The organism is Mycobacterium paraseoulense (assembly GCF_010731655.1).
Lineage (GTDB): Bacteria > Actinomycetota > Actinomycetes > Mycobacteriales > Mycobacteriaceae > Mycobacterium > Mycobacterium paraseoulense.
The window spans coordinates 3,700,706-3,726,533 of the sequence record NZ_AP022619.1 but is presented as its reverse complement, the minus strand read 5'-3'; the positions used below and the strand labels follow the sequence as shown (position 1 = coordinate 3,726,533).

Below are 25,828 nucleotides of genomic sequence, written 5' to 3'. Positions count from 1 at the left end.
TCAGCGCGCCGCCAATCGCTCCCGGCGCAACAACTCCACCTCTGGCAGCTCCAGCGGCGCCAGCTCACCCACCACCTTGCCCAGCAGCAGGTCGGCCAGCTCGGGGTTGCGGGCCAGGCACGGCCCATGCATGTAGGTGGCGACGACGCTGCCCTGCACCGCGCCGTCGTGGCCGTCGCCCGCCCGGTTGCCCGCCCCCTTGACCACCGCGCCCAGCGGGGACGCGGCGGCGCCCAGGACGGTGCCGCCCCGGTGATTCTCGAAACCGGTGAGCCGTTGGGTCAGCCCGGGCAGCAGCGGCCTGGTGATCAGCTCCCCGATGGTGCGGGCCTCCTGCGGCGAGGTGGTCGCATCGAGCAGGCCCACGCCGTCGACCCGGTCACCCGCCGACGTCTCATACCACTGGCCGAGCACCTGGACCGCCGCGCAGATCGCCAGCACGGGCGCGCCGCGTCCCGCGGCGCGCTGCAGCCCCGGGTGCTTGATCAGGTGCTTGGTGGCCAACCGCTGCGCGTAGTCCTCCGCCCCACCGAGGGTGTAGAGGTCCAGCGAGTCCGGCACCGGGTCGGCCAGCGTGATCTCGACGATCTCCGCGGCGATGCCGCGCAGCCGCAGCCGCTGGCGCAGCACCAGCGCGTTGCCGCCGTCGCCGTAGGTGCCCATCACGTCGGGCAGCACCAGCCCGATGCGCACGGTCGAGTCAGCCACGGCGCACCAACGCCCGTTGCAGCTGGAGGAACGCGGTGTAGTTGGCGACGACCTCGACCCGGCCCGGCGGGCAGGACGCGATGGCGGCCACGGTGTCGTGCACCAGGGTGTGGTCGACACCCGCGTACCCGAGGCGCACCGCGAGGTCGGTGCCCCGCTCGCCGGCCGCCACCACCGCGGTCTTGTCGAAGTGCTCGAAGCGCACGTCCCACAACCAGGACAGGTCCTCGCCGTCGGGCACCTGCCCGTTGACCGCGATGACCACCCCGGCCGCGTGCTTGTCGACCATCGACAGCGCCTCCTGCCAGCCGGCCGGGTTCTTGGCCAGCAGGATCCGCGCCTCGTGGTCGCCGAGGCGGACGGTGCGATAGCGCCCGGCGACCTCGTCGACCCGGCTGGCGGCCGCGACGGCATGGACCGGGTCCGCACCCAGGGCGACGGCGGCCGCGACGGCCTGGGCGGCGTTGCCGCGGTTGACCGCCCCCGGCAGCGCCAACCGCATCGGCAGGGCCAGCCCGTCGGGCCCGTGCAGCGTCTCGTCGTCGAACCACCACTGCGGGCTGGGCCGCTTGAAGTCGGCGCCGGTGGAATACCAGTGGCCCTTCTCGCGGACGATGACCTCGCCGCTGCGCGGGCAGCTGACCGAGTCGTTCGCCCAGGACCCGCCCGCGGCCACCCACACCACGTTCGGGCTGTCGTAGGCCGCCGACGTCATGAGCACGTCGTCGCAGTTGGCGACCACGACCGCCGTCGGGTGGCGCGCCAGCCCGGCTCGCAGCGTGCGTTCGATGACGTTGATCTCGCCGACGCGGTCCAGCTGGTCCCGCGACAGGTTGAGCAGCACGACGACGGCGGGCTCGACCGCATCCGAGACGTGTGGCACGTGCATCTCGTCGACCTCCAGGGCCGCCAGCGGCGCCTCGCGGTTCGCCGCCAGCGCGGCCACCAGCCCGGCGTCCATGTTGGCGCCCTCGGCGTTGGTGGCCACCGCACCCAGCGTGCCCAGCGCGGCGGCGGTCATCCGGGTGGTGGTCGACTTGCCGTTGGTGCCGGTGACGATGACGGTGCGCCGGCCGGCCGCGAGCTGGCGGAGCACCGAGCGGTCCAGGGTCATCGCGACCAGGCCGCCGATCATCGCCCCGGCCCCGCGCCCGGTCACCCGCGACGCCCAGCGCGCGCTCGCTCCCGTGGCGAGGGCCAGGCGTGCGCGGGTGGTGATCACCCGGGCAGATTACCGACCGACACGGCAGCGCAGCGACCCGGCGATGTCGGTCCGACGTGCCATCCTCAAATCATGAACGGCGTGTCCTGGGGTCGGCCGGCCAGCGAGCCGGTCGGGGGCTGGGCCGTCATCGACGTCGAGACCTCGGGCTTTCGGCCCGGCCAGGCGCGCGTCATCAGCCTGGCGGTGCTCGGCCTCGACTCCGACGGCCGCGTCGAGCAGTCGGTCGTCAGCCTGCTCAACCCCGGCGTGGACCCGGGTCCCACCCACGTGCACGGCCTGACCGCCGCGATGCTGGAAGACCAGCCGCAGTTCACCGACGTCGTCGACGACGTGGTCAAGGTGCTGGACGGCCGCACGCTGGTCGCCCACAACGTCGCGTTCGACTACTCGTTTTTGGCCGCCGAAGCCGAACTCGCCGAGGCCGAGTTGCCCATCGACTCCGTCATGTGCACGGTCGAGCTGGCCCGGCGGTTGGACCTCGGCATCGACAACCTGCGATTGGAGACCCTGGCGGCGCACTGGGGCGTGACCCAGGAACGGCCGCACGACGCCTTCGACGACGCGATGGTGCTGACCGGCGTGCTGGCGTCGGCGCTCGAGCGGGCGCGCGAACGCGACATCTGGCTGCCCGTCCATCCGGTGAGCCGGCGCCGGTGGCCGAACGGCCGCGTCACCCACGACGAGCTGCGCCCGTTGAAGGTGCTGGCCTCGCGAATGCCCTGCCCATATCTCAATCCCGGACGCTACGTGTGCGGCAGGCCGCTGGTGCAGGGCATGCGGGTGGCCCTGGCGGCCGAGGTCTGCCGCACCCACGAGGAACTCGTCGAGCGGATCCTGCATGCCGGGCTGGCCTACACCGACGCCGTCGACGCGGAGACGTCGCTGGTGATCTGCAACGACCCCGCCCCGGACCAGGGCAAGGGCTACCTGGCCCGCCAGCTGGGCATCCCCGTCATCTCCGACACGCAGTTCATGGACTCCATCCGCGCCGTCGTCGGCGGCACCGGCATGGAGGAATTCACCGACACCACCACGGTCGATCAGCAGCTCGCCCTGTTCTAGGCCGGAGGGTGCCGACCCGCGGCGCCCGGCGCGAGCGCCGCGCTTGCGATCGGCACTAGGCCGGAGGGTGCCGACCCGCGGCGCCCGGCGCGAGCGCCGCGCTTGCGATCGGCACTAACGCGCCGCGCGGTTGACCGCCGACACGACAGCGCGCAACGATGCGGTGGTGATCGACGGCGCGATGCCGACACCCCACACCGTGCGGCCGTTGACCGACGCCTCCACGTACGCGGCGGCCTGCGCGTCGTCGCCGGCGCTCATCGCGTGCTCGGAGTAGTCGAGGACCGCGACGTCGAAGCCCACCTCGCCCAGCGCATGGACGAACGCCGCCAGCGGGCCGTTGCCCGCGCCGCTGATCTCGGTCTCGACCCCGTTGACCTTCACGGTCGCCGCGATCGTGGTGCTGCCGCTGTCTTCCTCCGACGCCTCGACCCGCTGCTTCATCCGCTCCAGCGGCCACACCGGGGCCAGGTACTCCTCGTAGAACGCGTCCCACATCTCCTTGGGGGAGACCTCCCCACCCTCGCCCGCTGTGCCCTCTGCGATCTGTTGGATCGCGCGGGAGAACTCGATCTGCAGCCGTCGCGGCAGGGCCAGACCGTGGTCGGACTTCATGATGTACGCCACCCCGCCCTTGCCGGACTGCGAGTTGACCCGGATCACCGCCTCGTAGGTGCGCCCGACGTCCTTGGGGTCGATCGGCAGGTACGGCACCTGCCAGAGCATGTCGTCGACATCTGCGTCGGCGGCGTCCGCGTCGATCTTCATCTGGTCCAGGCCCTTGTTGATGGCGTCCTGGTGGCTGCCGGAGAACGCGGTGTAGACCAGGTCCCCGCCATAGGGGTGACGCTCGTGTACCGGCAGCTGGTTGCAGTACTCCACGGTGCGACGGATCTCGTCGATGTTGGAGAAGTCGATCTGGGGGTCCACGCCGCGGGAGAACAGGTTGAGCCCCAGCGTCACCAGGCACACGTTGCCGGTGCGCTCGCCGTTGCCGAACAGGCAGCCCTCGATCCGGTCGGCGCCGGCGGCGAAGCCCAACTCGGCTGCGGCGACGGCTGTTCCGCGGTCGTTGTGCGGATGCAGGCTCAGGATGACCGATTCGCGGTTGGCCAGGTTACGGCTCATCCACTCGATCGAGTCGGCATAGACGTTGGGGGTGGCCATCTCCACCGTGGCGGGCAGGTTGAAGATGATCGGGTTGGCCGGGGTCGGCGCGATGATCTCACCCACGGCGTCGCACACCTGACGGGCGTACTCCAGCTCCGTTCCGGTGTAGGACTCCGGCGAGTACTCGAAACGCCATTGTGTGCCAGGGTATTTGGCGGCCTCCTCGACGCACTTGCGGGCGCCGTCGGTGGCGATGGCCAGCACCGCGGCCCGGTCGGCGCGAAAAACCACGCGGCGCTGCAGGATTGACGTCGAGTTGTAGAAGTGCACGATGGCTCGCGGCGCGCCCTCGCACGCGACGAAGGTGCGCTCGATGAGTTCGGGACGGCACTGGGTCAGCACCTGGATGGTGACGTCGTCGGGGATCGCGCCGTCGGTGATGATCTCGCGGACGAAGTCGAAGTCGGTCTGGCTGGCCGACGGGAAGCCGACCTCGATCTCCTTGTAGCCCATGCGGACCAGCAGGTCGAACATGCGGCGCTTGCGGGTCGGGCTCATCGGGTCGATCAGTGCCTGGTTGCCGTCGCGCAGGTCCACCGCGCACCACAGCGGCGCGCGATCGATGACGCGGTCTGGCCAGGTGCGGTCGGGGAGCCGGACGGGCTCGACCTCGTCGGCGAAGGACCGATACCGGTTGATCGGCATCGCCGAGCCCCGCTGCGGATTCCACGCGGGCTGGCCGGGCCGCGCCGGGCCCGCGGGTTTGACGATGGATCGTTGCGACGTATAGGCGTCGGGATTGGAAGTCACGGTAGTTGCTCCGGGGGTGTCAGAAGGAACCTCAGACCGGCGCATCGCGAACACCCGCGACGGGAAGCCGGTCTGGATCAGACCCCGTCGCGGCGTCCGAGGAGGAGCACCCGCTGCACGACGAGAACTCTACCGCGGTTGGCGCCACGGAGAAAATTGCGCGAAAGCCGTCGAGCGTGCGGCGACGGCCTCCGGCGTGCGGTCAGGGCGGCAAACCCGCGAGAATTCAGCCGTGAACGCACCCGCAAAGCCGTGAGTTCACACCGGACGCCTCGCCGGGAAAATCGCGATGTGCAGGCACGTATTCTGTTGTGGACCTGAACGCCTGTGGGAAAGGGAGACAGTGGCGCTCGTCGTGCAAAAGTACGGCGGATCCTCGGTGGCCGACGCCGACCGGATTCGCCGGGTGGCCGAGCGCATCGTCGCGACCAAGAAGCAGGGCAACGACGTCGTCGTCGTGGTCTCCGCGATGGGCGACACCACCGACGACCTGATGGACCTGGCCCAGCAGGTCTGCCCGGCCCCGCCGCCCCGGGAACTCGACATGCTGCTGACCGCCGGCGAGCGCATCTCCAACGCGCTGGTGGCCATGGCGATCGAATCACTGGGCGCGCAGGCGCGCTCGTTCACCGGTTCGCAGGCCGGCGTCATCACCACCGGCACCCACGGCAACGCGAAGATCATCGAAGTGACGCCGGGACGGCTGCGGGACGCGCTCAACGAGGGGCGCATCGTGCTGGTCGCCGGGTTCCAGGGTGTCAGCCAGGACACCCGCGACGTCACCACGCTCGGCCGCGGCGGCTCGGACACCACGGCGGTCGCGCTGGCCGCCGCCCTGCACGCCGACGTCTGCGAGATCTACACCGACGTAGACGGCATCTTCAGCGCCGACCCGCGGATCGTGCACAACGCCCGCCGGTTGGACACGGTGACGTTCGAGGAAATGCTCGAGATGGCGGCCTGCGGCGCCAAGGTGCTGATGTTGCGCTGCGTCGAATACGCTCGCCGCTACAACATTCCGGTGCACGTCCGCTCGTCGTACTCGGACAAGCCGGGCACCATCGTCAAGGGATCGATCAAGGACATCGCCATGGAAGACCCCATCCTGACCGGAGTCGCGCACGACCGCAGCGAGGCCAAGGTGACCATCGTCGGGATACCGGACATCCCGGGGTATGCGGCCCGGGTGTTCCGGGCCGTCGCCGACGCCGACGTGAACATCGACATGGTGCTGCAGAACGTCTCCAAGATCGAGGACGGCAAGACCGACATCACCTTCACCTGCTCCCGGGACAGCGGGCCCACCGCGGTGGCCAAGCTGGACGCGCTCAAGGACGAGATCGGGTTCACCCAGCTGCTCTACGACGACCACATCGGCAAGGTGTCGCTGATCGGCGCGGGCATGCGCAGCCACCCCGGCGTCACCGCGACCTTCTGTGAGGCGCTGGCGGAGGTGGGCGTCAACATCGAACTGATCTCCACCTCCGAGATCCGCATCTCGGTGCTGTGCCGCGACACCGAACTAGACAAGGCCGTCGTCGCGTTGCACGAGGCGTTCGGGCTCGGCGGCGAGGAGTCGGCCACGGTGTATGCGGGGACGGGCAGATAGATATGGGCGCGAATAGCGTGTCGATAGGTGTGGTGGGCGCCACCGGCCAGGTGGGCCAGGTGATGCGCAGATTGCTCGACGAGCGGGACTTCCCCGCGACTGGTGGTGAGTTAAAGGTGCGGTTCTTCGCGTCGTCGCGCTCGCAGGGGCGCAAGCTGGACTTCCGCGGCCAGGAGATCGAGGTCGAGGACGCCGCGACCGCGGACCCGACCGGGCTCGACATCGCGCTGTTCTCAGCGGGAAAGACGATGTCACTGGTGCAGGCGCCGAGGTTCGCCGCGGCCGGGGTGACGGTGATCGACAACTCGTCGGCGTGGCGCAAGGACCCCGACGTGCCGCTGGTGGTGTCCGAGGTGAACTTCGACCGGGACGCCCACCGCCGGCCGAAGGGCATCATCGCCAATCCGAACTGCACCACGATGGCGGCGATGCCGGTGCTCAAGGTGCTGCACGACGAGGCCGAGCTGGTGCGCCTGGTGGTCTCGAGCTATCAGGCGGTGTCCGGCAGCGGCCTGGCCGGGGTCGAGGAGCTGGCGACGCAGGCGCGCGCGGTCATCGACGACGCCGAGCAGTTGGTGCACGACGGCTCCGCGGTGGAGTTCCCCGAGCCCAAGACCTACGTCGCGCCGATCGCCTTCAACGTGGTCCCGCTGGCCGGATCGCTGGTCGACGACGGCTCCGGCGAGACCGACGAGGACCAGAAGCTGCGGCACGAGAGCCGCAAGATCCTGGGCATCCCGGAGTTGGCCGTGAGCGGGACGTGCGTGCGGGTGCCGGTGTTCACCGGGCACTCGCTGTCGATCAACGCCGAATTCGCCCGGCCGCTGTCGCCCGAGCGGGCCCGAGCGCTGCTCGACGGCGCGCCGGGCGTCAAGGTGGTCGACGTGCCGACCCCGTTGGCGGCCGCCGGCGTCGACGAGTCTTTGGTCGGCCGCATCCGACACGACCCCGGGGTGCCCGACGGGCGCGGCCTGGCCCTGTTCGTGTCGGGGGACAACCTGCGCAAGGGCGCGGCGCTGAACACCATCCAGATCGCCGAGCTGCTGGCCGCCCAGCTGTGATGAGCGGGTGAACACCGCCCACACCCGACTGTTCGTGCGGTGCTCGCTCGCGCTTATTCTTTTTGCACCGCAATGGTTTTGGCTTGTGCGGGCAGACCCCCCGGCTCCGGTACCCGAGCCCATCGTGGGTCCGCTGGCGCCCGGTCAGGTGTTGCGGCTCGGGCCCACGGCCGGCACCGGCACCCCCACCGGGGACTACGGCGTCGGCGCGACCGACCTCTGTGAGTTCATCGAATTCCCCACCGAGCTGTTGCAGGTCTGCGGTGACAGCTTCGCCGGCCAGGGCGTCGGTTTCGGCGGCTGGTACGCGCCGGTGGCCCTGCACGTGGACACCGCGTCCGTCGACGACCCGGCCGGGGTGCGCTACACGGGCGTCACCGGGATCAGCAACCCGCTGCTGGCCGATCCCACCCCGCCGGGCGCCTCGCAGCTGCCCGCCGGGGTGGTGCAGATCAACCGGCGCAACTACCTGATGGTGACGACGACGAAGAACCTGGAGCCGCAGAGCTCACGGCTGGTGACGGCCGAGCCCGCGCGGGCGGGGTGGCAGACCATCGCCGGGTCGCGGCGACCCGCCTCCTATCAGGGCGGGTCGCAAACGCAGATCAGCGGCTACTACGACCCGATCCCCACGCCGGACTCGCCCACCGGATGGGTGTACATCGTGGCCGACAGCTTCACCCGCAGGGACCCCGCCGTGCTGTATCGGGCCACCCCGCAGGCGTTTACCGACCGGTCCCGGTGGCAGGGCTGGGCGGCCGGCCCGCGCGGCGGCTGGGGCAAGCCCCCCACCCCGCTGTGGCCGGACGCGGTCGGGGAGATGAGCATCCGGCAAATCGACGGCAAGGCCGTGCTGTCGTATTTCAACGCCGTCACCGGCAACATGGAGGTTCGCGTCGCCGCCGACCCGACCGGGCTGGGCGACGCGCCGGTGACCACGGTGGTGCAGCACGACGAGTGGCCGGAGCCCGCGGAGAGCCTGCCGCCGCCGTACGACAACCGGCTCGCACAACCGTACGGCGGATACATCTCGCCCGGATCCACCCTCGACGAGCTGCGAATCTTCGTGAGCCAGTGGGACACCCGGGCCCGGGTCGCAGCGCCCTACCGGGTGATCCAGTTCGCGGTCAACCCGTTCAAGCCGTGATCAGTGGCCCGAGTTGTGGGCCAGATCGATCGCGTACTGACTCACGAAGGTGCCCGCCGGCGGATCGCCGTTGTCGCACGTTCCGTCGGATTCGCCGGGCCGTTTGATCCACAAATAGGCGTCGGCGTGCGCGCCCGCGGTGGCCGTCGTGGGCGGGGTGCCGAGCGCCCGGCCGCTGGGGTTGCACCAGTTGAGCCGGGAGTCGGGCGCCGGTCCGACCCCGTTGCGCGAGGTGTCGATCACGTAGTGCGACCCGTTCGTCAGCCCCGAAATCGCTTCGCCGTAACCGATTTCGTCCTCGGTGGTGTAGAAGTTCGCGGTGTTGACGCTGAAACCCCGCGCGCGCCCGACACCGACCGCGTTGAGCCTGGCGGCCATGTCCTCGGGGCTGTGCCAGCGCAGGTGGCCGGCGTCGACGTACACGGCCGTGGCCGGATTGCGCGTCAGGGTGTCGACGGCGTAGCGGATCAGGTCGTAGCGTTCCTGGCGCTGGTCGGCGGACAGGCAGTCGGCCATGGCGAGGGCGTCGGGTTCGAGGATGATCGCCGTCCGGGCACCGCCCACGTCGTTGGCGATGCCGCTGATCCACGCGCGGTAGTCGTCGGCCGTCGCGAAGCCACCCGCGGCGAAGCTGCCACAGTCGCGATGCGGGATTCCGTAGATCGCCAGCACCGGGATGGCGCCGGCGGCCTGCGCGTCACCGGTGTACTTCGCGACCGTGGCCGCGGACGAGCCCGGGACGATCCAATACGCCTGCGGCGTGTTGGCGATCGCGGTCAACTCCGGACTCGGAGGATCGGCGTGTTGCGCCGCGCGCATGGCCGCCGAGTTGGGGTTGACGTAGAAGGGCATGCCGGCCAACGGGTTCGCATCGTCGGCCAGGCGCACCGCCGGCACGGGACCGGCCTGCGGCGGGCCGGCGAGCAGACCCACGGCGGCGACCGTGAGCAGGGGGGCGATCCACCGCGCGACTGCACCAGCAGCTGAAGACATCACGTCAGGAAAATTAGTAGGTCCGCGGCGTCGAACGCCAATCGTGGTCCACACTGCTGCCGTGAAACTCGTTTGTGCCCGACCCGGTCGTGGCGCGCACGCCCTGCAGAGGCCACCCAGTGGTTTCGTCGGGCGCGATTGGCCGTCTGACCAGCCCGGAAGCCGGCCTTTAGCTCACAGCTGCTACATAAGTGGTGCATAGCCGCAACTATTGTTAACGGCTTCATCATTTGTCTCATGAGTGAAACATCTGAAACCCCCACTGCGCGGACTTCCACCGCCACCGCACCGGTCGCCGCGGAAGCGGCGGCCGCCTACCGGACCCCGCGGGTCTTCCAACTCGCCGCGTGGGTCGCCATCGTCGCCGGGATCGTGTTCATCGTCGCGGTCATCTTCTTCACCGGCTTCATCCTCGGCCACCGCGGCGGCCACCACGGCCACCACCACCACAAGCACCACGCGGCGTTCATGCACCCGCACCGCATGGGCGGCCCGGGTGGCCCGGGTGCCGGCGGACCGGCCGGTATCCAGCAGGGCGGGCCCGCGTCGGTGGCGCCGGGCGCCCCCGGCCCCAGCCAGATCCCGTCGTCGGTCGCCCCGGCCAGGTAGTCCACCCCCTTTCACCGAACAACCAGCAGCCCGGTGCTCGACAGAGCACCGGGCTGCTCGTCGTTCAGTCAGCGCCGCATCTCGATTCACAGCAAGTTTGTGGCCCGACCCTGTTATGCCGGCCGTGCCCCCGGGCATCATTCAGGGATGAGCGAGACACCAGAACCGCCGCCCACCCCGCCGACCCCTGCCCCAGCCGCCGCACCCCCGCCGCCGGAGCGGGTGAAACCGCCCAGGTTGTACACGGCCGCGGCGTGGGTGGTCATCGTTGCCGGGATCGTCTTCATCATCACCAGCGTGTTCTTCGCCGGGGCGTTCGTCTTCGGGTATTACCACCACTGCCACCATCACCACGGCCAGATGTTCAGGCCGGGCGGCGGCCCCGGACCGGGCAACGGCCCCGGACCGGGCAACGGCCCGTGGGGACCGGGCTACGGACCCGGGCCGTGGGGATCCGGCGGCCCCGGCCCCGGCGGCCCATGGAATTCCGGCGGCCCGCAGCTGATCGTGCCGATGCCCCCCGGCGGTCCGGGTGGGCCCGGCGGGCCGGCGGGCGGGCCCGGTATGAGCGGCCCCGGCGGACCGCCGGCCAGCAGCCCTACACCCGGCGCACCGGCACCGCGTCCGTAGCGGCCGATGCCCTTCTTGACTCGGTCAAGAAAGCGAGAATAGTCATTGGTACGCGGGCATTTTCGTAGCCAAAGCCTGGAGTCAGCCCACCAAACGAGGAGATAGTGACATGACGGAGCGTTTCACCACCACTGACGCCGGCATCGCTGCACCCAGCGACGACCAGTCGTTGACGATCGGGCCCGACGGCCCGATTCTGCTGCAGGACCACTACCTGATCGAGCAGATGGCCCAGTTCAATCGGGAGCGCATCCCGGAGCGTCAGCCGCACGCGAAGGGCGGGGGCGCCTTCGGCACCTTCGAGGTCACCAACGACGTCAGCAAGTACACCAGGGCCGCGGTCTTCCAGCCCGGCACCAAGACCGACATGCTGGCCAGGTTCTCGACCGTCGCGGGCGAGCGGGGCAGCCCGGACACCTGGCGCGACCCTCGCGGCTTCGCCCTGAAGTTCTACACCAGCGAGGGCAACTTCGACCTGGTCGGCAACAACACGCCGGTCTTCTTCATGCGCGACCCGCTGAAGTTCCAGCACTTCATCCGTTCGCAGAAGCGCCTGCAGGCGAGCAACGTCCGCGACCACAACATGCAGTGGGACTTCTGGAGCCTGTCGCCGGAGTCCGCCCACCAGGTGACCTGGCTGATGGGTGACCGCGGCATCCCCAAGACCTGGCGGCACATGAACGGCTACAGCAGCCACACCTACAGCTGGATCAACGCATCCGGCGAGATCTTCTGGGTCAAGTACCACTTCAAGACCGATCAGGGCGCCGACTTCCTGACCCAGGAGGACGCCGACCGGCTGGCCGGGGAGGACGGCGACTACCACCAACGGGACCTCTACGAGGCCATCGAGGGCGGCGACCACCCCAGCTGGACCCTGAAGATGCAGATCATGCCGTACGAGGAGGCCCGCAACTACCGGTTCAACCCGTTCGACCTGACGAAGGTGTGGCCGCACAGCGACTACCCGTTGATCGACGTCGGCAAGATGACGCTGAACCGCAACGTCACCGACTACCACACGGAGATCGAGCAGGCCGCCTTCGAGCCCAACAACACCGTGCCCGGTACCGGGTTGAGCCCCGACAAGATGCTGCAGGCCCGGGGGTTCTCCTACTCCGACGCGCACCGCGCCAGGCTGGGAACCAATTACCGGCAGATCCCCGTCAACACGCCGAAGGTCGAGGTGAACAGCTACTCGAAGGACGGCGCGATGCGGATGAAGAACGTCTCCGACCCGGTCTACGCGCCCAACTCCTACGGCGGCCCGCACGCCGACCCGGCCCGCGCCGCCGAGGTGCGCTGGCACGCCGACGGCGACATGGTCCGCGCCGCGTACACGCTGCACGCCGAGGACGACGACTGGGGCCAGGCCGGCACCATGGTTCGCGAGGTCCTCGACGACGCTGCCCGGGACCGGTTGGCGCACAACATCATTGGGCACGTATCCAAGGGCGTCAAAGAACCGGTGCTGTCGCGGGTGTTCGAGTACTGGCGCAACGTCGACCCCGACCTCGGCAAGCAGGTCGAGGAGGGCGTGCGGGGCAACGGGGGCTGACCGCGCGCCCACCTGCCTGGCATGATCGCTGGAATGACCATGCGGATCTGTGCCGCGGTGGTGACCGTCGGCGTGGCGGTCGGAGCGGGGTTGGGCGTTCCCGTGGCGGCCGGGCACCCGTCGGAACCCGGGGTGGTGAACTACGCGGTCCTGGGTAAGGGGTCGGTCGGCAACATCGTGGGCGCAACGATGGGCTGGGAGTCGGTGTTCACCCAACCGGTGCAGGGCGACTGGGTGGACGTTCCGGCGTGCAACAACTGGGCCGACATCGGATTGCCCGAGGTGTACGGCGACCCGGACCTGGCGTCGTTCAACGGCGCCGTCACCCAGACGTCGGCCAGCGACCAGACCCACTTCGTCAAGCAGGCCGTCGGGGTGTTTGCCACCAACGACGCCGCCGACCGCGCGTTCCATCGCGTGGTGGACCGGACGGTTGGCTGCTCGGGCCAGACCACCGCGATCCACCTGGACAACGGCGTAACCCAGGTGTGGTCCTTCGACGGGGGGCCGCCCGGTCCCGCCGACGCAAACTGGACCAAGCAAGAGGCCGGCACCGATCGGCGGTGTTTCAATCAAACCAGGCTGCGCGAAAATGTGTTGCTGCAGGCCAAGGTCTGCCAGTCTGGCAACGCCGGGCCGGCGGTCAACGTGCTGGCCGGCGCGATGCAGAACGCGCTCGGCCAGTGAGCCGGTTCGGGGGCCGGCTCGGCATGCTTGAGTTTTGGCGCGAACGGGAATATGTCGGAGCCATCTGTTAGATGAAGTAGTGGCGGTTACCGTTCCCCTCGCTATGCAGGGAAGTGGTCCGCGGACGCGTGCTCAGGCTGGCCCAGGCCCGAAGGGATAGTGATATGACGTTCGCCGCTGTCACTACCGCGAGCTCCGAGATGGCCGACTCGAAAGCCGCCGCGCACTACATCGCGGACGCCTGCCTGGTGGACGCCCCGCTGGGCCGAGTGGGTCTGGAGGTGGAAGCCCACTGCCACGACCCGGCCGACCCGCACCGCAGGCCCGGCTGGGACGAGATCGCCGACGTGCTGAAGCCTCTGGGGTCACTGCCTTGTGGCAGCCGGGTCACGGTGGAGCCCGGCGGTGCGGTGGAGCTGTCCGGTCCGCCGGCCGACGGGGTGGTCGCCGCCATCGACGCGATGCTTCGCGACCAGTCCGTGTTGCGGTCGGCGTTCGCCGGCGCCGGGCTGGGCCTCGTCCTCTTGGGGGCGGACCCGCTGCGCCTGCCCAAGCGCATCAACCCGGGCGCGCGCTACCGCGCCATGGAGCAGTTCTTCGCGTCCAGCCGCTCGGGTGCGGCCGGCGCGGCCATGATGACGTCCACCGCGTCCATTCAGGTCAACGTGGACGCCGGCCCGCGGGCCGGCTGGGCGGACCGGGTGCGGCTGGCGCACGCGCTGGGCCCCACCATGATCGCGATGGCCGCGAACTCGCCGATGCTGCGCGGTGGGTTCACCGGGTGGGCCTCGACCCGGCAATGGGTGTGGGGCCAGATGGACTCGGCGCGGTGCGGACCCATTCTTGGCGCCAGCGGCGACGAACCCGGCACCGACTGGGCGCGCTACGCGCTCAAAGCGCCGGTGATGCTGGTGCACACCCCGGACGCCGCAGAACTCACAGCGGTCACGCGCTGGGTGCCGTTTGCCGACTGGGTGGACGGCCGGGTGTTGCTGGGTGCTCGCCGTCCCACCGTCGCCGATTTGGAATACCACCTGACCACGCTGTTTCCCCCGGTGCGCCCGAGGCAGTGGCTGGAGATCCGCTACCTCGACAGCGTGCCGGACGCCTTCTGGCCGGTGCTGGTGTTCACCCTGGTGACCCTGCTCGACGACCCGGTCGCGGCCGGCGTCGCGGCCGAGGCGGTCGAACCGGTGGCCACCGCCTGGGACACCGCGGCCCGGTTGGGGCTGCGTGACCGGCGGCTGTACGCCGCGGCCAACAAGTGCGTGGCCGTCGCCGCCGAACTGGCGCCGCCCGAACTCGCCGATTCGATGCAGCGCCTGGTCGACGCCGTCGAACGGGGCCGTTGTCCCGGCGACGACTTCTCCGACGGGGTGATCCAGCACGGCATCGCGCCCACCGTGGCGCGACTGGCGCGAGGGGGGCTGTGACTTCCGCTGATGATTCCGACCCGCCGCGCCCGGTCCCCCGCACGCGGGTGGGGTCCCCGCGGAGCTGGGGAGTGCCCCCAGCGCCGCGCGTGCGATCGTCATGCCGGGCGAGCCTTGCCGACGATTTGGCGCGGGCGCGGGCGCGGACGTTGCGGCTGGTCGACTTCGACGACGCCGAACTGTACCGGCAGTACGACCCCCTGATGAGCCCGCTGGTGTGGGACCTGGCGCACATCGGTCAGCAAGAGGAGCTCTGGCTGCTACGTGGCGGCGACCCCGGCCGGCCCGGCATGCTGCCGCCGGCGGTCGAGGGCCTCTACGACGCCTTCGTGCACTCGCGCGCGAGCCGGGTCGAGTTGCCGCTGCTATCCCCGGACCGCGCGCGGTCGTACTGCCGGACCGTGCGGTCCGCCGCCCTCGATGCCCTCGACGCCCTGCCCGACGACGCCGACAGCTTCGCGTTCGCGCTGGTGATCAGCCACGAAAACCAGCACGACGAAACCATGTTGCAGGCGTTGAACCTGCGCAGCGGCGCGCCGCTGCTGCGCGACGGCGCGGCGCTGCCGGCCGGGCGGCCCGGGTTGGCCGGCACGTCGGTCCCGGTGCCCGCGGGCCCGTTCGTGCTGGGCGTGGACGCCGCGACCGAGCCGTACTCGTTGGACAACGAACGTCCCGCCCACGTCGTCGAGCTGCCGGCCTTCCGGATCGGCCGGGTGCCGGTCACCAACGGCGAGTGGCGGCAGTTCGTGGACGACGGCGGGTACCGGCAGCCCCGCTGGTGGTCCGAGCGCGGCTGGGAGCATCGCCAGCGCGCGGGACTGACCGCGCCGCTGTTCTGGAGCCCCGACGCGCGAACGCGCACCCGCTTCGGACACGTCGAGGACATTCCCGCCGACGAACCGGTGCAGCACGTCACCTACTTCGAGGCGCAGGCCTACGCGGCCTGGGCCGGCGCGCGGCTGCCCACCGAGATGGAATGGGAGAAGGCCTGCGCGTGGGATCCGGCCACCGAGAGCCGGCGCCGCTACCCGTGGGGGGCGCAGCCGCCGACCGACGCCCTCGCCAACCTGGGCGGCGCCGCGTTGCGCCCGGCGCCCGTCGGGGCGTACCCGGCCGGCGCCTCGGCATACGGGGCCGAGCAGATGCTCGGCGACGTGTGGGAGTGGACCTCCTCGCCGCTGCGGCCGTGGCCTGGCTTCGTTCCGATGATCTACGAGCGCTACTCGCAGCCGTTCTTCGGCGGCGACTACCGGGTGCTTCGCGGTGGATCGTGGGCCGTGGAGCCCGCCATCCTGCGGCCGAGCTTCCGCAACTGGGACCATCCGATCCGGCGCCAGATCTTCTCCGGCGTCCGGTTGGCCTGGGACGCGGAGGATTCCGCCTGATGTGCCGTCATCTCGGTTGGCTCGGGGCCGACGTCACCGTCTCCTCGCTGGTGCTGGACCCGCCGTACGGGCTGCGGGTGCAGTCCTATGCCCCGCGCCGGCAGAAGCACGGCCTGCTCAACGCCGACGGTTGGGGCGTCGGGTTTTTCGACGTCTCCTCCGGAACCCAGGTGCCGCGCCGGTGGCGCAGCTCGGCGCCGCTGTGGGGTGACACGTCGTTCACCTCCGTCGCGCCGGCGCTGCGCAGCCACTGCATGGTGGCCGCGGTGCGCTCGGCGACGGTCGGGATGCCGATCGACGTGAGCGCGACGGCGCCGTTCACCGACGGCCAGTGGTTGTTGTCGCACAACGGAGTCGTCGACCGCGCCGCGCTGCCCGCGACCCCGCGGGCCGAATCGGTGTGCGACAGCGCGCTCCTCGCGGCGGCCATCTTCGAGCGCGGCCTCGACGCGCTCGGCGAGACCCTCAACGAGGTAGCGGCCGCCGACCCGAACGCCCGGCTGAACATCCTGGCCGCCAACGGCTCTCGCCTGCTGGCGACGGCGTTCGGCGACACGCTTTCGATCCTGCGCCGCGCCGACGGTGTCGTCTTGGCCAGCGAGCCCTACGACGACGACCCCGGTTGGGAGGAAGTGCCGGACCGACACCTCGTCGACGTCAGCGCGACGGGGATCGCGCTGACCCCGCTGGATCACCCGGAAGGTTATCGATGACGCTGACCCTGTCCAACCACCTGGCCGCCGACTCCGCCGACCGTGCGTTGCGCCGCGACGTGTTCGAAGGCCTGCAGCGGACACCGAAGTCGTTGCCCCCCAAATGGTTCTACGATTCGCTTGGCAGCCACCTGTTCGACCAGATCACCCGGTTGCCCGAATACTATCCGACCCGCGCCGAGGCCGAGATCCTGCGCGCCCGGTCGGCCGACGTCGCCGCGGCCAGCGGGGCGGACACCCTGGTGGAGTTGGGCAGCGGGACGTCGGAGAAGACCCGGCTGCTGCTGGACGCGCTGCGCAACCGCGGATCGCTGCGCAGGTTCGTCCCGTTCGACGTCGACGCCGGCATCCTGTCGACGGCCGCGGCGGCCATTCAGCGGGAATATTCCGGCGTCGAAATCAACGCGGTCTGCGGCGATTTCGAAGAACACCTGACCGAGATCCCGACCGGCGGGCGTCGCCTGTTCGTGTTCCTGGGGTCGACGATCGGCAACCTCACGCCCGGACCGCGGGCGGAGTTCCTGTCGAGCCTGTCCGCCCAGATGCGGCCCGGGGACAGCCTGCTGCTGGGCACGGACCTGGTCAAGGACACCGGCCGGCTGGTGCGGGCCTACGACGACTCGGCCGGCGTGACGGCGGCGTTCAACCGCAACGTGCTGGCGGTCATCAACCGGCAACTCGACGCCGATTTCGACGTCGAGGCCTTCGACCACGTGGCGCGCTGGAATGCCGACGAGGAACGCATCGAAATGTGGTTACGCGCCGGCCGCCGCCAGCGGGTCCGTGTCGACGCGCTCGACCTGACCGTCGATTTCGCGGCCGGCGAGGAGATGCTCACCGAGGTGTCGTGCAAGTTCCGCCCGGACGGGGTGAGCGCCGAATTGGCCGCGGTGGGGTTGCGTCGCACCAGGTGGTGGACCGACACCGCGGGCGATTTCGGGTTGTCGTTGGCCGTGAAGTGACGGCCGGGGGTTCGCTGGCGAACCGGTGGCGGGCGGCCCGCCCACCCGTGGCCGGGCTGCACCTGGACAGCGCGGCCTGCTCGCGGCAGAGCCTGGCGGTGATCGAGGCGGCCGCCCTGCACGCGCGCAACGAATCCGAAATCGGTGGCTACGTCGCGGCCGAGGCGGCCGCGCCCGCGCTGGACGCCGGACGCGTTGCGTTCGCCACGCTGGCCGGCATGCGCGACGCCGAGGTGGTGTTCACCACGGGCTCCCTGAACGCGCTGGACCTGCTCCTCGGCGCCTGGCCGGCCGACCGGCGCAGGGTGGCGTGCCTGCCCGGCGAATACGGTCCCAACCTGGCGCTGCTGGCGGCGCACGGGTTCGACCGTCAGCTGCTGCCGACGCTCGAGGACGGCCGGGTCGCGCTCGACGACGCGGCGCTGGCGCTGGAGGCCGACCCGCCCGACCTGGTCCACCTGACCGCCCTCGGCAGCCACAGCGGGGTGGTGCAACCGTCGGCGATGATCGCGCAGCTGTGCCGCGAGCTGGGGCTGCCGCTGGTCGTCGACGCCGCCCAAGCGCTGGGCCAGGTGGACTGCGCGGTCGGCGCCGACGTGACCTATGCGTCGTCGCGCAAGTGGATCGCCGGGCCGCGCGGTGTCGGCGCGCTGGCGGTGCGCCGCCGGCTGATGGAGGACCTGCATCCGCGGCTGGCGGCACCGGAGTGGCTCGCGGGCTCGTTCACGGTGGCCCAGCAGCTGGAGTTCGGTGAGGCCAACGTCGCGGCGCGCGTGGGGTTTTCGCTGGCGCTGGGCGAGCACCTGGCGTACGGGCCGCGGGCCGTGCGGGCGCGGCTGGGCGAGCTGGGCGGCGTCAGCCGCCGGGTGCTGGCCGACGTGGCCGGCTGGGCGGTCGTCGAAGAGGCCGACGAGCCCAGCGCCATCACGACCCTGGCGCCGGTCGACGGCGCCGATCCGCAGGCGGTGCGGTCGTGGCTGCTCGCCGAGCGGCGGATCCTGACCACCTTCGTCGGCGTGCAGCGGGCACCCCTGGAGCTGGCCGGGCCGCGACTGCGGATCTCGCCGCACGTCGACACCACGGCCGACGACCTGGAGACCTTCGCCGAGGCGCTGATCGCCGCCACGGCGGCGACCGCCGGTTGAGGACCTAGCCCGCTTTGTGTGCCGTGAGCAGGTAGGCGGGCATCTTCAGCCGGCCCTTCTCGTCGCGCTCGTGCGGCGGGAATTCGAAGGGCGCGCCCGCGATCTCGACGGCGTTCGACAGGATGAAGGACGGCCGGATGTCGTCCACCTCCCAGTACTTGCTGACTGCGGCGCGAAGTTCGTCCTCGTCGACCTCGTTGGGTTTGGGTTCCATCTCGGCGGGAAACGCGCCCTTGGCGAACACCAGCACGAACAAGCCGGCGCCCGGCGCGGCCGCGCGGTGTATGGAGCTCAGGTAGCCGTCGCGGCCCTCGACCGGCAGCGAGTGAAACAGCGTGGAATCGACCACGGTGGAGAACCGTCCGTCATAGCCACTGAACGAGGTGATGTCGGCCTGCACGAAGCTGGCCGTGGTCAAGCCGCGTTCCTCGGCGGCCTTGGTGGCCGCCGCGACGGCGGTCGGCGTGATGTCGACCCCGACCACCGTGTAGCCCCGGGCGGCCAGCGCCAACGACAGCTCGGCCACCCCGCACCCGGCGTCCAGCACGTCGCTGCGGAACTTGCCGGCCGCCAGAAGTGCGGCCAGTTCGGGCTGCGGTTCGCCGATGTTCCACGGCGGCGGCCCCTCGAAGTGCGCCTGCTCCCGGTATGCGCTGTCCCAGTCCATCACCTGATCGCCCGTCATGGTTTGCAACGTACTCCGGGTTCAGGACTCCCAGGTGTGCACCGGTTCGTTGGTGTGCATGTGTGTGCAGTAGCGGCGCAGCATCTCGGCCAGCGCCGCGGGCCGCGCCATCCCACCGTCTTCCAGGGCGCGCACCGTGGACACCTGCCAGCTGGCGCCGTTGCGGCCGGTCTTGGCGCGGCCCTCGATGACGCCGAGGAAGCGGTCGCGCACCTCGGCGTCCACGCCCCAGCGCCGCAGTCCCTCGTCGGCGATCGGCAGCAACGTGTCCAGCACCAGTGCGGTCGCCGTCACCTCGCCCAGACCGGGCCAACGCAGCCGGGCGTCGATGCCGTTGCGCGCCGCCCCGAGGAAATTCGCCTGCGCCGCAGCGAAATCCATACCCGACCACACCGGATCGTCGTCCTCGGACAGGCGGCGCAGCATGCCGTAGAAGAAGGCCGAATTGGCCAGCATGTCCACGACGGTCGGCCCCGCCGGCAGCACCCGGTTCTCCAGCCGCAGGTGCGGGCGGCCAACCCCGTCTGCCTGCACCACGTCGTAGACCGGGCGGTTCCACCGGTAGACGGTGCCGCTGTGCAACCGCAGCTCGGACAGGTGCGGGACCCGGCCGGCGGCCAGCTCGGCGACCGGATCCTCATCGGACACCTCGGGCAGCAGGGACGGAAAGTAGCGGATGTTCTCTCGGTACAGGTCGAGCACCGAGCTGATCCACCCTTCGCCGAACCACACCCGCGGCCGCACGCCCTGGGACTTGAGCTTCTCGGGCCGGGTGTCGGTGGACTGGGTGAACAGCTCGATTCGGGTCTCGGCCCACAGCTGGTGGCCGAAGAAGTACGGCGAGTTGGCGCCCAGCGCCAGCTGCGGGCCGGCCACCACCTGGGCCGCGTTCCAGTTGGCGGCGAACGCTTCCGGGGCCACCTGCAGATGCAATTGAATGCTGGTGCAAGCGGATTCGGGCGCGATCGACACGGCCTGCCAGCTCAGCGGCTCGGGGCCGGAGATGTTGATCGGGATGTCCTCGCCCCGCGCGGTGAAGATCGACTCGTTGAGCGCCGCGTACCGCCTCGAGTCGCTCATCCAGCCGGTGGCCAGGTGCTCGGGCATCAGCGTGGGCAGGATCCCGATCATCACGATGTGCGCGCCGCCGGCGCCGGCCTTGATCTCGGCCTCGTTCAGGCTGGCCCGCACCTCGCTTTCCAGGTCCAGCGCGGTGTGCCCGGGCAGGGCGTGGGGCGGGACGTTGAATTCGATGTTGTAGGCGCCCAATTCCGGCTGGAACGCCGGATCGGCGATGGCGTCCAGTACATCGCGATTCGACATCGCGGGCTGATAGCCGGCGTCGACAAGGTTGCACTCGATCTCCATGCCGGTGAGCGGTCTGGCCGAGTCAAAGTGCGACTGCGCCAGCATCGTCTCCAAGACGTCCAGGCATAGCTGGAGCTTGCGCCGGTATTCCCGCCGATGTGCGCTGTTGTACGTGGTGCGCCTGACCTCTTCGCCCACACCGCCGATGGAACAGGGTTACCGGCGGTAATGCAAGCTACGCGGTGAGCTTGTCGAGTCCACCCGGACCATGATGGACTCCTGACGTGTCCGCTGAGTTCGTCGCCGCCATCGACCAGGGAACCACCAGCACCCGCTGCATGATCTTCGATCATGACGGCGCCGAGGTGGCTCGTCACCAGCTCGAGCACGAACAGATTCTGCCCCGCGCCGGCTGGGTCGAGCACGACCCGGTCGAAATCTGGGAGCGGACGTCGTCGGTGTTGATGTCGGTGCTGAACCGGGCCAACTTGTCCGCCAAACACATTGCCGCCCTTGGCATCACGAACCAGCGGGAAACCACGCTGGTGTGGAATCGGCACACCGGCCGGCCCTATTACAACGCGATCGTCTGGCAGGACACCCGCACCGACCGGATCGCGTCGGCGCTGGAACGGGATGGCCACGGCGAGGTGATCCGCCGCAAGGCGGGCCTGCCCCCGGCGACCTATTTCTCCGGCGGCAAACTGCAATGGATCCTGGAGAACGTCGACGGGGTGCGGCAGGCCGCCGAGAGCGGTGACGCCGTGTTCGGCACGCCCGATACCTGGGTGTTGTGGAACCTGACCGGAGGCGCGCGCGGCGGCGTGCACGTCACCGACGTGACCAACGCCAGCCGGACCATGCTGATGGACCTGGAGACCCTGGATTGGGACGACGAGCTGTTGTCGTTCTTCTCGATCCCGCGTGCGATGTTGCCGGCGATCGCGCCGTCGTCGTCGCCGGGGCCGTACGGGGTCTCCGCGCAGACCGGGCCGGTCGGCGGCGAGGTGCCGGTCACCGGCATGCTCGGTGACCAGCACGCGGCGATGGTGGGCCAGGTGTGCCTGTCGGAGGGTGAGGCCAAGAACACCTACGGCACCGGAAACTTCTTGCTGCTCAACACCGGCGAGACGATCGTGCGGTCGGACAACGGGCTACTGACCACCGTCTGCTACCAGTTCGGGGAGGCGAAACCGGTTTACGCGCTTGAGGGTTCGATCGCGGTCACCGGCGCCGCGGTGCAGTGGCTGCGCGACCAGCTGGGCATCATCAGCGGCGCGGCGCAAAGCGAGTCGTTGGCGCGTCAGGTCGAAGACAACGGCGGGGTCTATTTCGTCCCGGCCTTTTCGGGGTTGTTCGCGCCGTACTGGCGATCCGACGCCCGCGGCGCGATCGTCGGGCTGTCACGGTTCAACACCAACGCGCACCTGGCCCGCGCGACGCTGGAGGCGATCTGCTATCAGAGCCGCGACGTGGTCGACGCGATGGCGGCGGATTCTGGTGTGCGCCTTGAAGTTTTGAAGGTAGACGGCGGTGTCACCGGCAACGACCTGTGCATGCAGATCCAGGCCGACGTGCTCGGGGTCGACGTGGTGCGTCCGGTCGTCGCCGAGACGACCGCGCTGGGCGCGGCCTACGCGGCCGGCCTGGCGGTGGGCTTCTGGGCGGATCCGTCGGACCTGCGGGCCAACTGGCGCGAGGACAAGCGCTGGACGCCGGCCTGGACCGACGAGCAGCGCGCCGCGGGATACGCGGGTTGGCTCAAGGCGGTGCAGCGGACCCTGGATTGGGTGGACGTCACCTGATCCAGGGCCCGCCGGGGTGGGGGTCAGTCCTCGCCGAGGATGCCGTAGACCTCGCGCCGCGCGTTGTTGAGAATTTCGACGATGCGCTGCTGCTGGTCGGCGGTGGCGGTGTGCGCCGACTGCGCGACCGCACCGAACAGTTGGCCGACGGCCGCCCGCAGGTTCATGTGACCGGGGTCCGCGCCCTCGGCGATCTCGTCCCACGGCGGGGTCTCAACCTTCTCGGCCGCCGCGCGGCCCTCGTCGGTCAGCTCGAAGAGCTTCTTGCTGCCTTCGCTTTCGCTGGCGGTGATCAGACCCTCGTCGGTCAACAGCTGCAGCGTCGGGTAGACCGAGCCGGGGCTCGGCTTCCAGATTCCGTTGCTGCGTTCGGCGATCTGCTGGATCATCTCGTAGCCGTGCATCGGCCGCTCGGCCAGGAGCGCCAGGATGGCCGCGCGGACGTCGCCGCGCTTGCCGCGACCGGGGCCGCCACGACGCCATCCGCCGCGCCGGCCGCCCGGCCCGAAGCCGAAGCCCGGACCGAAGCCCGGTCCGAAGCCGGGGCCGAAGCCCGGTCCGAACCCGGGGCCGAAACCGATGGGGCCGTCATGGTCGGGGCCGTGCTCGCGGAGGTTCTCGAAGAACTCCTGGCGGGCGCGCCGCCGGGCGCCGTGCAGGGCGCGCCGATGGGTGTCGGGCCCGAAGCCGAAACCGGGGCCGGCGGCGAACGGGCCGCCGGTGGGGGTGAAGGGGTTGTTCATGTCTGTTCCTTACGTCTGAAGGGAAGCGCACCGTGCGCTCCGAAGTATTACGATATATCGGAACCTATCGCGATGCAACGGTGAAAATTGGGCGGGGCGGTTTGCACCCCCCAGGCGGCGGGTAGGAACTCTGGGATGAACGCTGATGACTCCAACCTGGCGGTCCGCGGGGCCTCCTCCGCGACCGGCTTCGCGCAGGATGGCAGCGGTCGGGGGCGCACCGTGTGGCCGTGGGTCAACTGGGGTTTGGCGCTGGCCACGGTGCCCGCCGCCGTCATCGTGATGCTCTTTGCCCTGGGCGCGGTGATGAGTACCGACGGCTGCGCCGACCGAAGCTGTCCGAACCTGGGCCACGGCGGGATCGATTTCGGGGTCGCGTTCTACGGTGCGCCCGCGGTCGCCGTCGTCGTCATCGTCGTCTCGCTTTTGACCGCGAAGCGGCGCGGCGGTATCGCCGTGCCGCTGTGCGGTTGGGCGCTGTTGATCGCCGACGTCGCCCTCATGGCGGCGAGCGTCTCCGGCTAGCGGCCGGTCAGCCGGGTGGCGAGAAACCGCCCGGCGGCCGATTGGGCGGGTCCTGCTGCCGCGGTGCCGCGTCCGGCCACGGGATCGCCTGCTGTTGGGGCGCGGCCGGCCAGGTTGGCCACGGCGCGCCGGCGGCCGGCGGCACGGCGGGACGGAGCCGGGCCAGCTCGCGGCGGTGCCGTTCGGCGAGAACGGCGGCGAGCACCAGTTCCGGCGGGGCGCCGGGCGGGGGCGGCGGGGCGATGCGGGACACAACGTCACCGGCGATGCGGTACGCCATCTGCTGGCGTAACTGGCGATCCAGTTGCGTTGCCCGCGAGAGGAATTGGCGCGCCACCTCGGCCTGGCCCGGGGACAGGCCGGACAGCTGCAGCGACGACGCCCACCACGCCAGCGACGGCGGCATCATCGGCGGGGGACCCAGGCGCGGTCCGCGCTCGTTGATGACGACGGTGCCGGCGAAGATGTCACCGATCCGTTTGGCTTTCGGCGACAGGATGCTGGCGATGACGGCGGGACTCCCGAACAGCATCCAGATCTCCACCACCGATGCCAGCGCCCGAAACAGGGCCTGCCGGAAGCGTTCTGGGCCGCCGTCGTCGGATACCACGCGTAGGCCCATCGCGATCTTGCCCACCGAGCGCCCGCGGGTCGCGGTTTCGAGGATCACGGGATAGCCGACGATCACCACCACCGTGAAGATGAGCAGGACGGCGGCGCTCAGCGCGGTGTCGTATTGGGTGAGCGTCGCGGCCCACAACATCAGGCCGAGCAGATAGCCCACGACGATCACGGCGATATCGATCAGCGCGCTCACGGCCCGCACCGGCAACTGGGCGATCTGCACATCGAGCACGACGGCGTCGCCGGTCACCACCTCCGACATAACACCGAACGGTACAGGGCGATTAGGCTGCGCAGGGTGGACGTCGACGCATTCGTGCTGGCCCATCGCGGTACCTGGGACCGCCTCGAGCGGTTGGTGGGGCGGCGTCGCTCGCTGACCGGAGCCGAGGTCGACGAGCTCGTCGAGCTGTACCAGCGGGTGTCCACCCACCTCTCGACGCTGCGTTCGGCCTCGTCGGATTCGGTATTGATCGGTCGGCTTTCCAGCCTGGTCGCGCGGGCGCGTTCCGTGGTGACCGGCGCTCACGCGCCGTTGGGCAGCACCTTCGCCCGGTTTTGGACGGTGTCTTTCCCGGTGGTCGCGTACCGCTCGTGGCGGTGGTGGCTGGGCACGGCGGTGGCGTTCTTCGCCGTGGTGGTCGTCATGGCGTTGTGGGTGGTCGGCAACCCCGAGGTGCAGTCGGCCGCCGGAACACCAAGCGACATCGAGCAATTGGTCAACCACGACGTGGCCTCCTACTACAGCGAGCATCCGGCCGCGGCGTTCGCGCTGCAGATCTGGGTGAACAATTCCTGGGTTGCGGCGCAGTGCATCGCGATGTCGGTCCTACTGGGACTGCCGATCCCGATCGTGTTGTTTCAGAACGCCGCCAACCTGGGGCTGATCTCCGGGCTGATGTTCCAGGCCGGCAAGGGCGGCGTGCTGCTTGGGTTGCTGGCCCCGCACGGGTTGCTGGAGCTGACGGCGGCATTCCTGGCCGGGGCGGCGGGGATGCGGCTGGGGTGGTCGGTGGTCGCACCCGGCGACCGGCCCCGCGGACAAGCGCTCGCCGAACAGGGCCGCGCGGTTGTGTCGGTCGCGATCGGACTGGTGGCCGTCCTGTTGGTCTCGGGGTTGATCGAGGCGTTGGTGACGCCCTCGCCGCTGCCGACGGTCGTCCGGGTCGGGATCGGGATCGTCGCCGAGGTCGCGTTCCTCTCCTACATCGTGTATTTCGGCCGTCGTGCGGCCAAGGCCGGCGAGACCGGCGACATCGAAGACGCGCCGGACGTGGTCCCCACGGGCTGA

The 25,828-nt window shown here is 70.2% G+C and carries 23 protein-coding genes and 1 pseudogene; 16 read left to right on the top strand and 8 right to left on the bottom strand.

The genetic code is table 11. The annotated features are described in order from the left end of the window. Both G6N51_RS17410 and G6N51_RS17405 read right to left on the bottom strand, forming a co-directional pair. Nucleotides 1–708, bottom strand: a complete 708-nt coding sequence (locus G6N51_RS17410; RefSeq protein ID WP_163750742.1) for a type 1 glutamine amidotransferase — start codon at nt 706–708, stop codon at nt 1–3. Further along, a complete protein-coding gene (locus G6N51_RS17405) occupies nt 701–1,930 on the bottom strand; it encodes a Mur ligase family protein (RefSeq protein ID WP_083176607.1) in 1,230 nt (409 codons plus the stop codon). The genes G6N51_RS17410 and G6N51_RS17405 overlap by 8 nt, the downstream gene beginning before the upstream one ends. Nucleotides 1,931–2,002: 72 nt before the next feature. On the opposite strand from G6N51_RS17405, the gene G6N51_RS17400 reads away from it, so the two are divergent. Next, a complete protein-coding gene (locus tag G6N51_RS17400; RefSeq protein WP_083176609.1) occupies nt 2,003–2,995 on the top strand; it encodes a DEDDh family exonuclease in 993 nt (330 codons plus the stop codon). A 114-nt stretch (nt 2,996–3,109) separates the two neighbouring features. On the opposite strand, the gene leuA is transcribed toward G6N51_RS17400, so the two are convergent. Then, nucleotides 3,110–4,960, bottom strand: a complete 1,851-nt coding sequence (leuA, locus tag G6N51_RS17395) for a 2-isopropylmalate synthase (RefSeq protein ID WP_163750741.1) — start codon at nt 4,958–4,960, stop codon at nt 3,110–3,112. Between the two features lie 298 nt (nt 4,961–5,258). Between leuA and G6N51_RS17390 the strand changes: the two genes are divergently transcribed. The 3 genes from G6N51_RS17390 to G6N51_RS17380 are packed head-to-tail and all read left to right on the top strand — an operon-like array spanning nt 5,259 to nt 8,732. Further along, a complete protein-coding gene (locus tag G6N51_RS17390) occupies nt 5,259–6,524 on the top strand; it encodes an aspartate kinase (protein ID WP_083176615.1) in 1,266 nt (421 codons plus the stop codon). A gap of 2 nt (nt 6,525–6,526) precedes the next feature. Then, nucleotides 6,527–7,585, top strand: coding sequence for an aspartate-semialdehyde dehydrogenase (locus G6N51_RS17385; RefSeq protein ID WP_083176617.1), 1,059 nt, complete (start codon nt 6,527–6,529; stop codon nt 7,583–7,585). Between the two features lie 7 nt (nt 7,586–7,592). Beyond that, on the top strand, nt 7,593–8,732 hold the full coding sequence (locus G6N51_RS17380; protein ID WP_083176620.1) for a DUF4185 domain-containing protein: 1,140 nt from the start codon (nt 7,593–7,595) through the stop codon (nt 8,730–8,732). Here G6N51_RS17380 and G6N51_RS17375 read toward each other — a convergent pair whose 3' ends face one another. Further along, entirely contained in the window at nt 8,733–9,728 is a 996-nt protein-coding gene (locus tag G6N51_RS17375) for a glycoside hydrolase family 6 protein (protein ID WP_142275285.1), read from the bottom strand. It abuts the gene before it with no gap. A 234-nt stretch (nt 9,729–9,962) separates the two neighbouring features. Between G6N51_RS17375 and G6N51_RS17370 the strand changes: the two are divergent. From G6N51_RS17370 to egtE, 9 genes and pseudogenes are all read left to right on the top strand, one after another. Then, a pseudogene (locus G6N51_RS17370) lies at nt 9,963–10,344 on the top strand (hypothetical protein); the annotation flags it as partial. Between the two features lie 137 nt (nt 10,345–10,481). Continuing rightward, a complete protein-coding gene (locus G6N51_RS17365) occupies nt 10,482–10,964 on the top strand; it encodes a hypothetical protein (protein ID WP_163750739.1) in 483 nt (160 codons plus the stop codon). A gap of 109 nt (nt 10,965–11,073) precedes the next feature. After that, nucleotides 11,074–12,522: a catalase gene (locus G6N51_RS17360; RefSeq protein WP_083173511.1), complete on the top strand. Its 1,449-nt coding sequence runs from the start codon at nt 11,074–11,076 to the stop codon at nt 12,520–12,522. 39 nt (nt 12,523–12,561) lie between these two features. Beyond that, nucleotides 12,562–13,209 (top strand): sensor domain-containing protein, encoded by a 648-nt coding sequence (locus G6N51_RS17355; protein WP_142275097.1) that lies wholly within the window; start codon nt 12,562–12,564, stop codon nt 13,207–13,209. Nucleotides 13,210–13,373: 164 nt separating this feature from the next. Then, on the top strand, nt 13,374–14,642 hold the full coding sequence (gene egtA / locus G6N51_RS17350; RefSeq protein ID WP_083173509.1) for an ergothioneine biosynthesis glutamate--cysteine ligase EgtA: 1,269 nt from the start codon (nt 13,374–13,376) through the stop codon (nt 14,640–14,642). Nucleotides 14,643–14,731: 89 nt separating this feature from the next. Continuing rightward, the gene (gene egtB, locus G6N51_RS17345) at nt 14,732–16,027 is read left to right on the top strand and encodes an ergothioneine biosynthesis protein EgtB (protein WP_083173508.1); all 1,296 of its coding nucleotides are present in this window, start codon (nt 14,732–14,734) and stop codon (nt 16,025–16,027) included. After that, nucleotides 16,027–16,740: an ergothioneine biosynthesis protein EgtC gene (gene egtC, locus G6N51_RS17340; protein ID WP_083173507.1), complete on the top strand. Its 714-nt coding sequence runs from the start codon at nt 16,027–16,029 to the stop codon at nt 16,738–16,740. Before egtB ends, egtC begins: the two co-directional genes overlap by 1 nt. Further along, a complete protein-coding gene (gene egtD, locus G6N51_RS17335) occupies nt 16,737–17,702 on the top strand; it encodes an L-histidine N(alpha)-methyltransferase (protein ID WP_083173506.1) in 966 nt (321 codons plus the stop codon). Before egtC ends, egtD begins: the two co-directional genes overlap by 4 nt. Beyond that, entirely contained in the window at nt 17,699–18,847 is a 1,149-nt protein-coding gene (gene egtE, locus G6N51_RS17330) for an ergothioneine biosynthesis PLP-dependent enzyme EgtE (RefSeq protein WP_083173505.1), read from the top strand. Before egtD ends, egtE begins: the two co-directional genes overlap by 4 nt. Nucleotides 18,848–18,851: 4 nt before the next feature. On the opposite strand, the gene G6N51_RS17325 is transcribed toward egtE, so the two are convergent. Together G6N51_RS17325 and G6N51_RS17320 are read right to left on the bottom strand one after the other, a co-directional pair. Beyond that, nucleotides 18,852–19,532, bottom strand: a complete 681-nt coding sequence (locus G6N51_RS17325; RefSeq protein ID WP_083173504.1) for a class I SAM-dependent methyltransferase — start codon at nt 19,530–19,532, stop codon at nt 18,852–18,854. A gap of 21 nt (nt 19,533–19,553) precedes the next feature. After that, the gene (locus G6N51_RS17320; RefSeq protein ID WP_083173503.1) at nt 19,554–21,038 is read right to left on the bottom strand and encodes a glutamate--cysteine ligase family protein; all 1,485 of its coding nucleotides are present in this window, start codon (nt 21,036–21,038) and stop codon (nt 19,554–19,556) included. A gap of 86 nt (nt 21,039–21,124) precedes the next feature. On the opposite strand from G6N51_RS17320, the gene glpK reads away from it, so the two are divergent. After that, a complete protein-coding gene (glpK, locus tag G6N51_RS17315; RefSeq protein ID WP_083173502.1) occupies nt 21,125–22,645 on the top strand; it encodes a glycerol kinase GlpK in 1,521 nt (506 codons plus the stop codon). A gap of 23 nt (nt 22,646–22,668) precedes the next feature. On the opposite strand, the gene G6N51_RS17310 is transcribed toward glpK, so the two are convergent. Continuing rightward, nucleotides 22,669–23,388, bottom strand: a complete 720-nt coding sequence (locus tag G6N51_RS17310) for a PadR family transcriptional regulator (protein WP_083173501.1) — start codon at nt 23,386–23,388, stop codon at nt 22,669–22,671. A 135-nt stretch (nt 23,389–23,523) separates the two neighbouring features. Here G6N51_RS17310 and G6N51_RS17305 point away from each other — a divergent pair, with 135 nt between their 5' ends. Next, entirely contained in the window at nt 23,524–23,913 is a 390-nt protein-coding gene (locus G6N51_RS17305; protein ID WP_083173500.1) for a hypothetical protein, read from the top strand. A gap of 7 nt (nt 23,914–23,920) precedes the next feature. On the opposite strand, the gene G6N51_RS17300 is transcribed toward G6N51_RS17305, so the two are convergent. Beyond that, nucleotides 23,921–24,799: an RDD family protein gene (locus G6N51_RS17300; RefSeq protein ID WP_083173499.1), complete on the bottom strand. Its 879-nt coding sequence runs from the start codon at nt 24,797–24,799 to the stop codon at nt 23,921–23,923. A 36-nt stretch (nt 24,800–24,835) separates the two neighbouring features. On the opposite strand from G6N51_RS17300, the gene G6N51_RS17295 reads away from it, so the two are divergent. Next, nucleotides 24,836–25,828, top strand: a complete 993-nt coding sequence (locus G6N51_RS17295; RefSeq protein ID WP_083173498.1) for a stage II sporulation protein M — start codon at nt 24,836–24,838, stop codon at nt 25,826–25,828.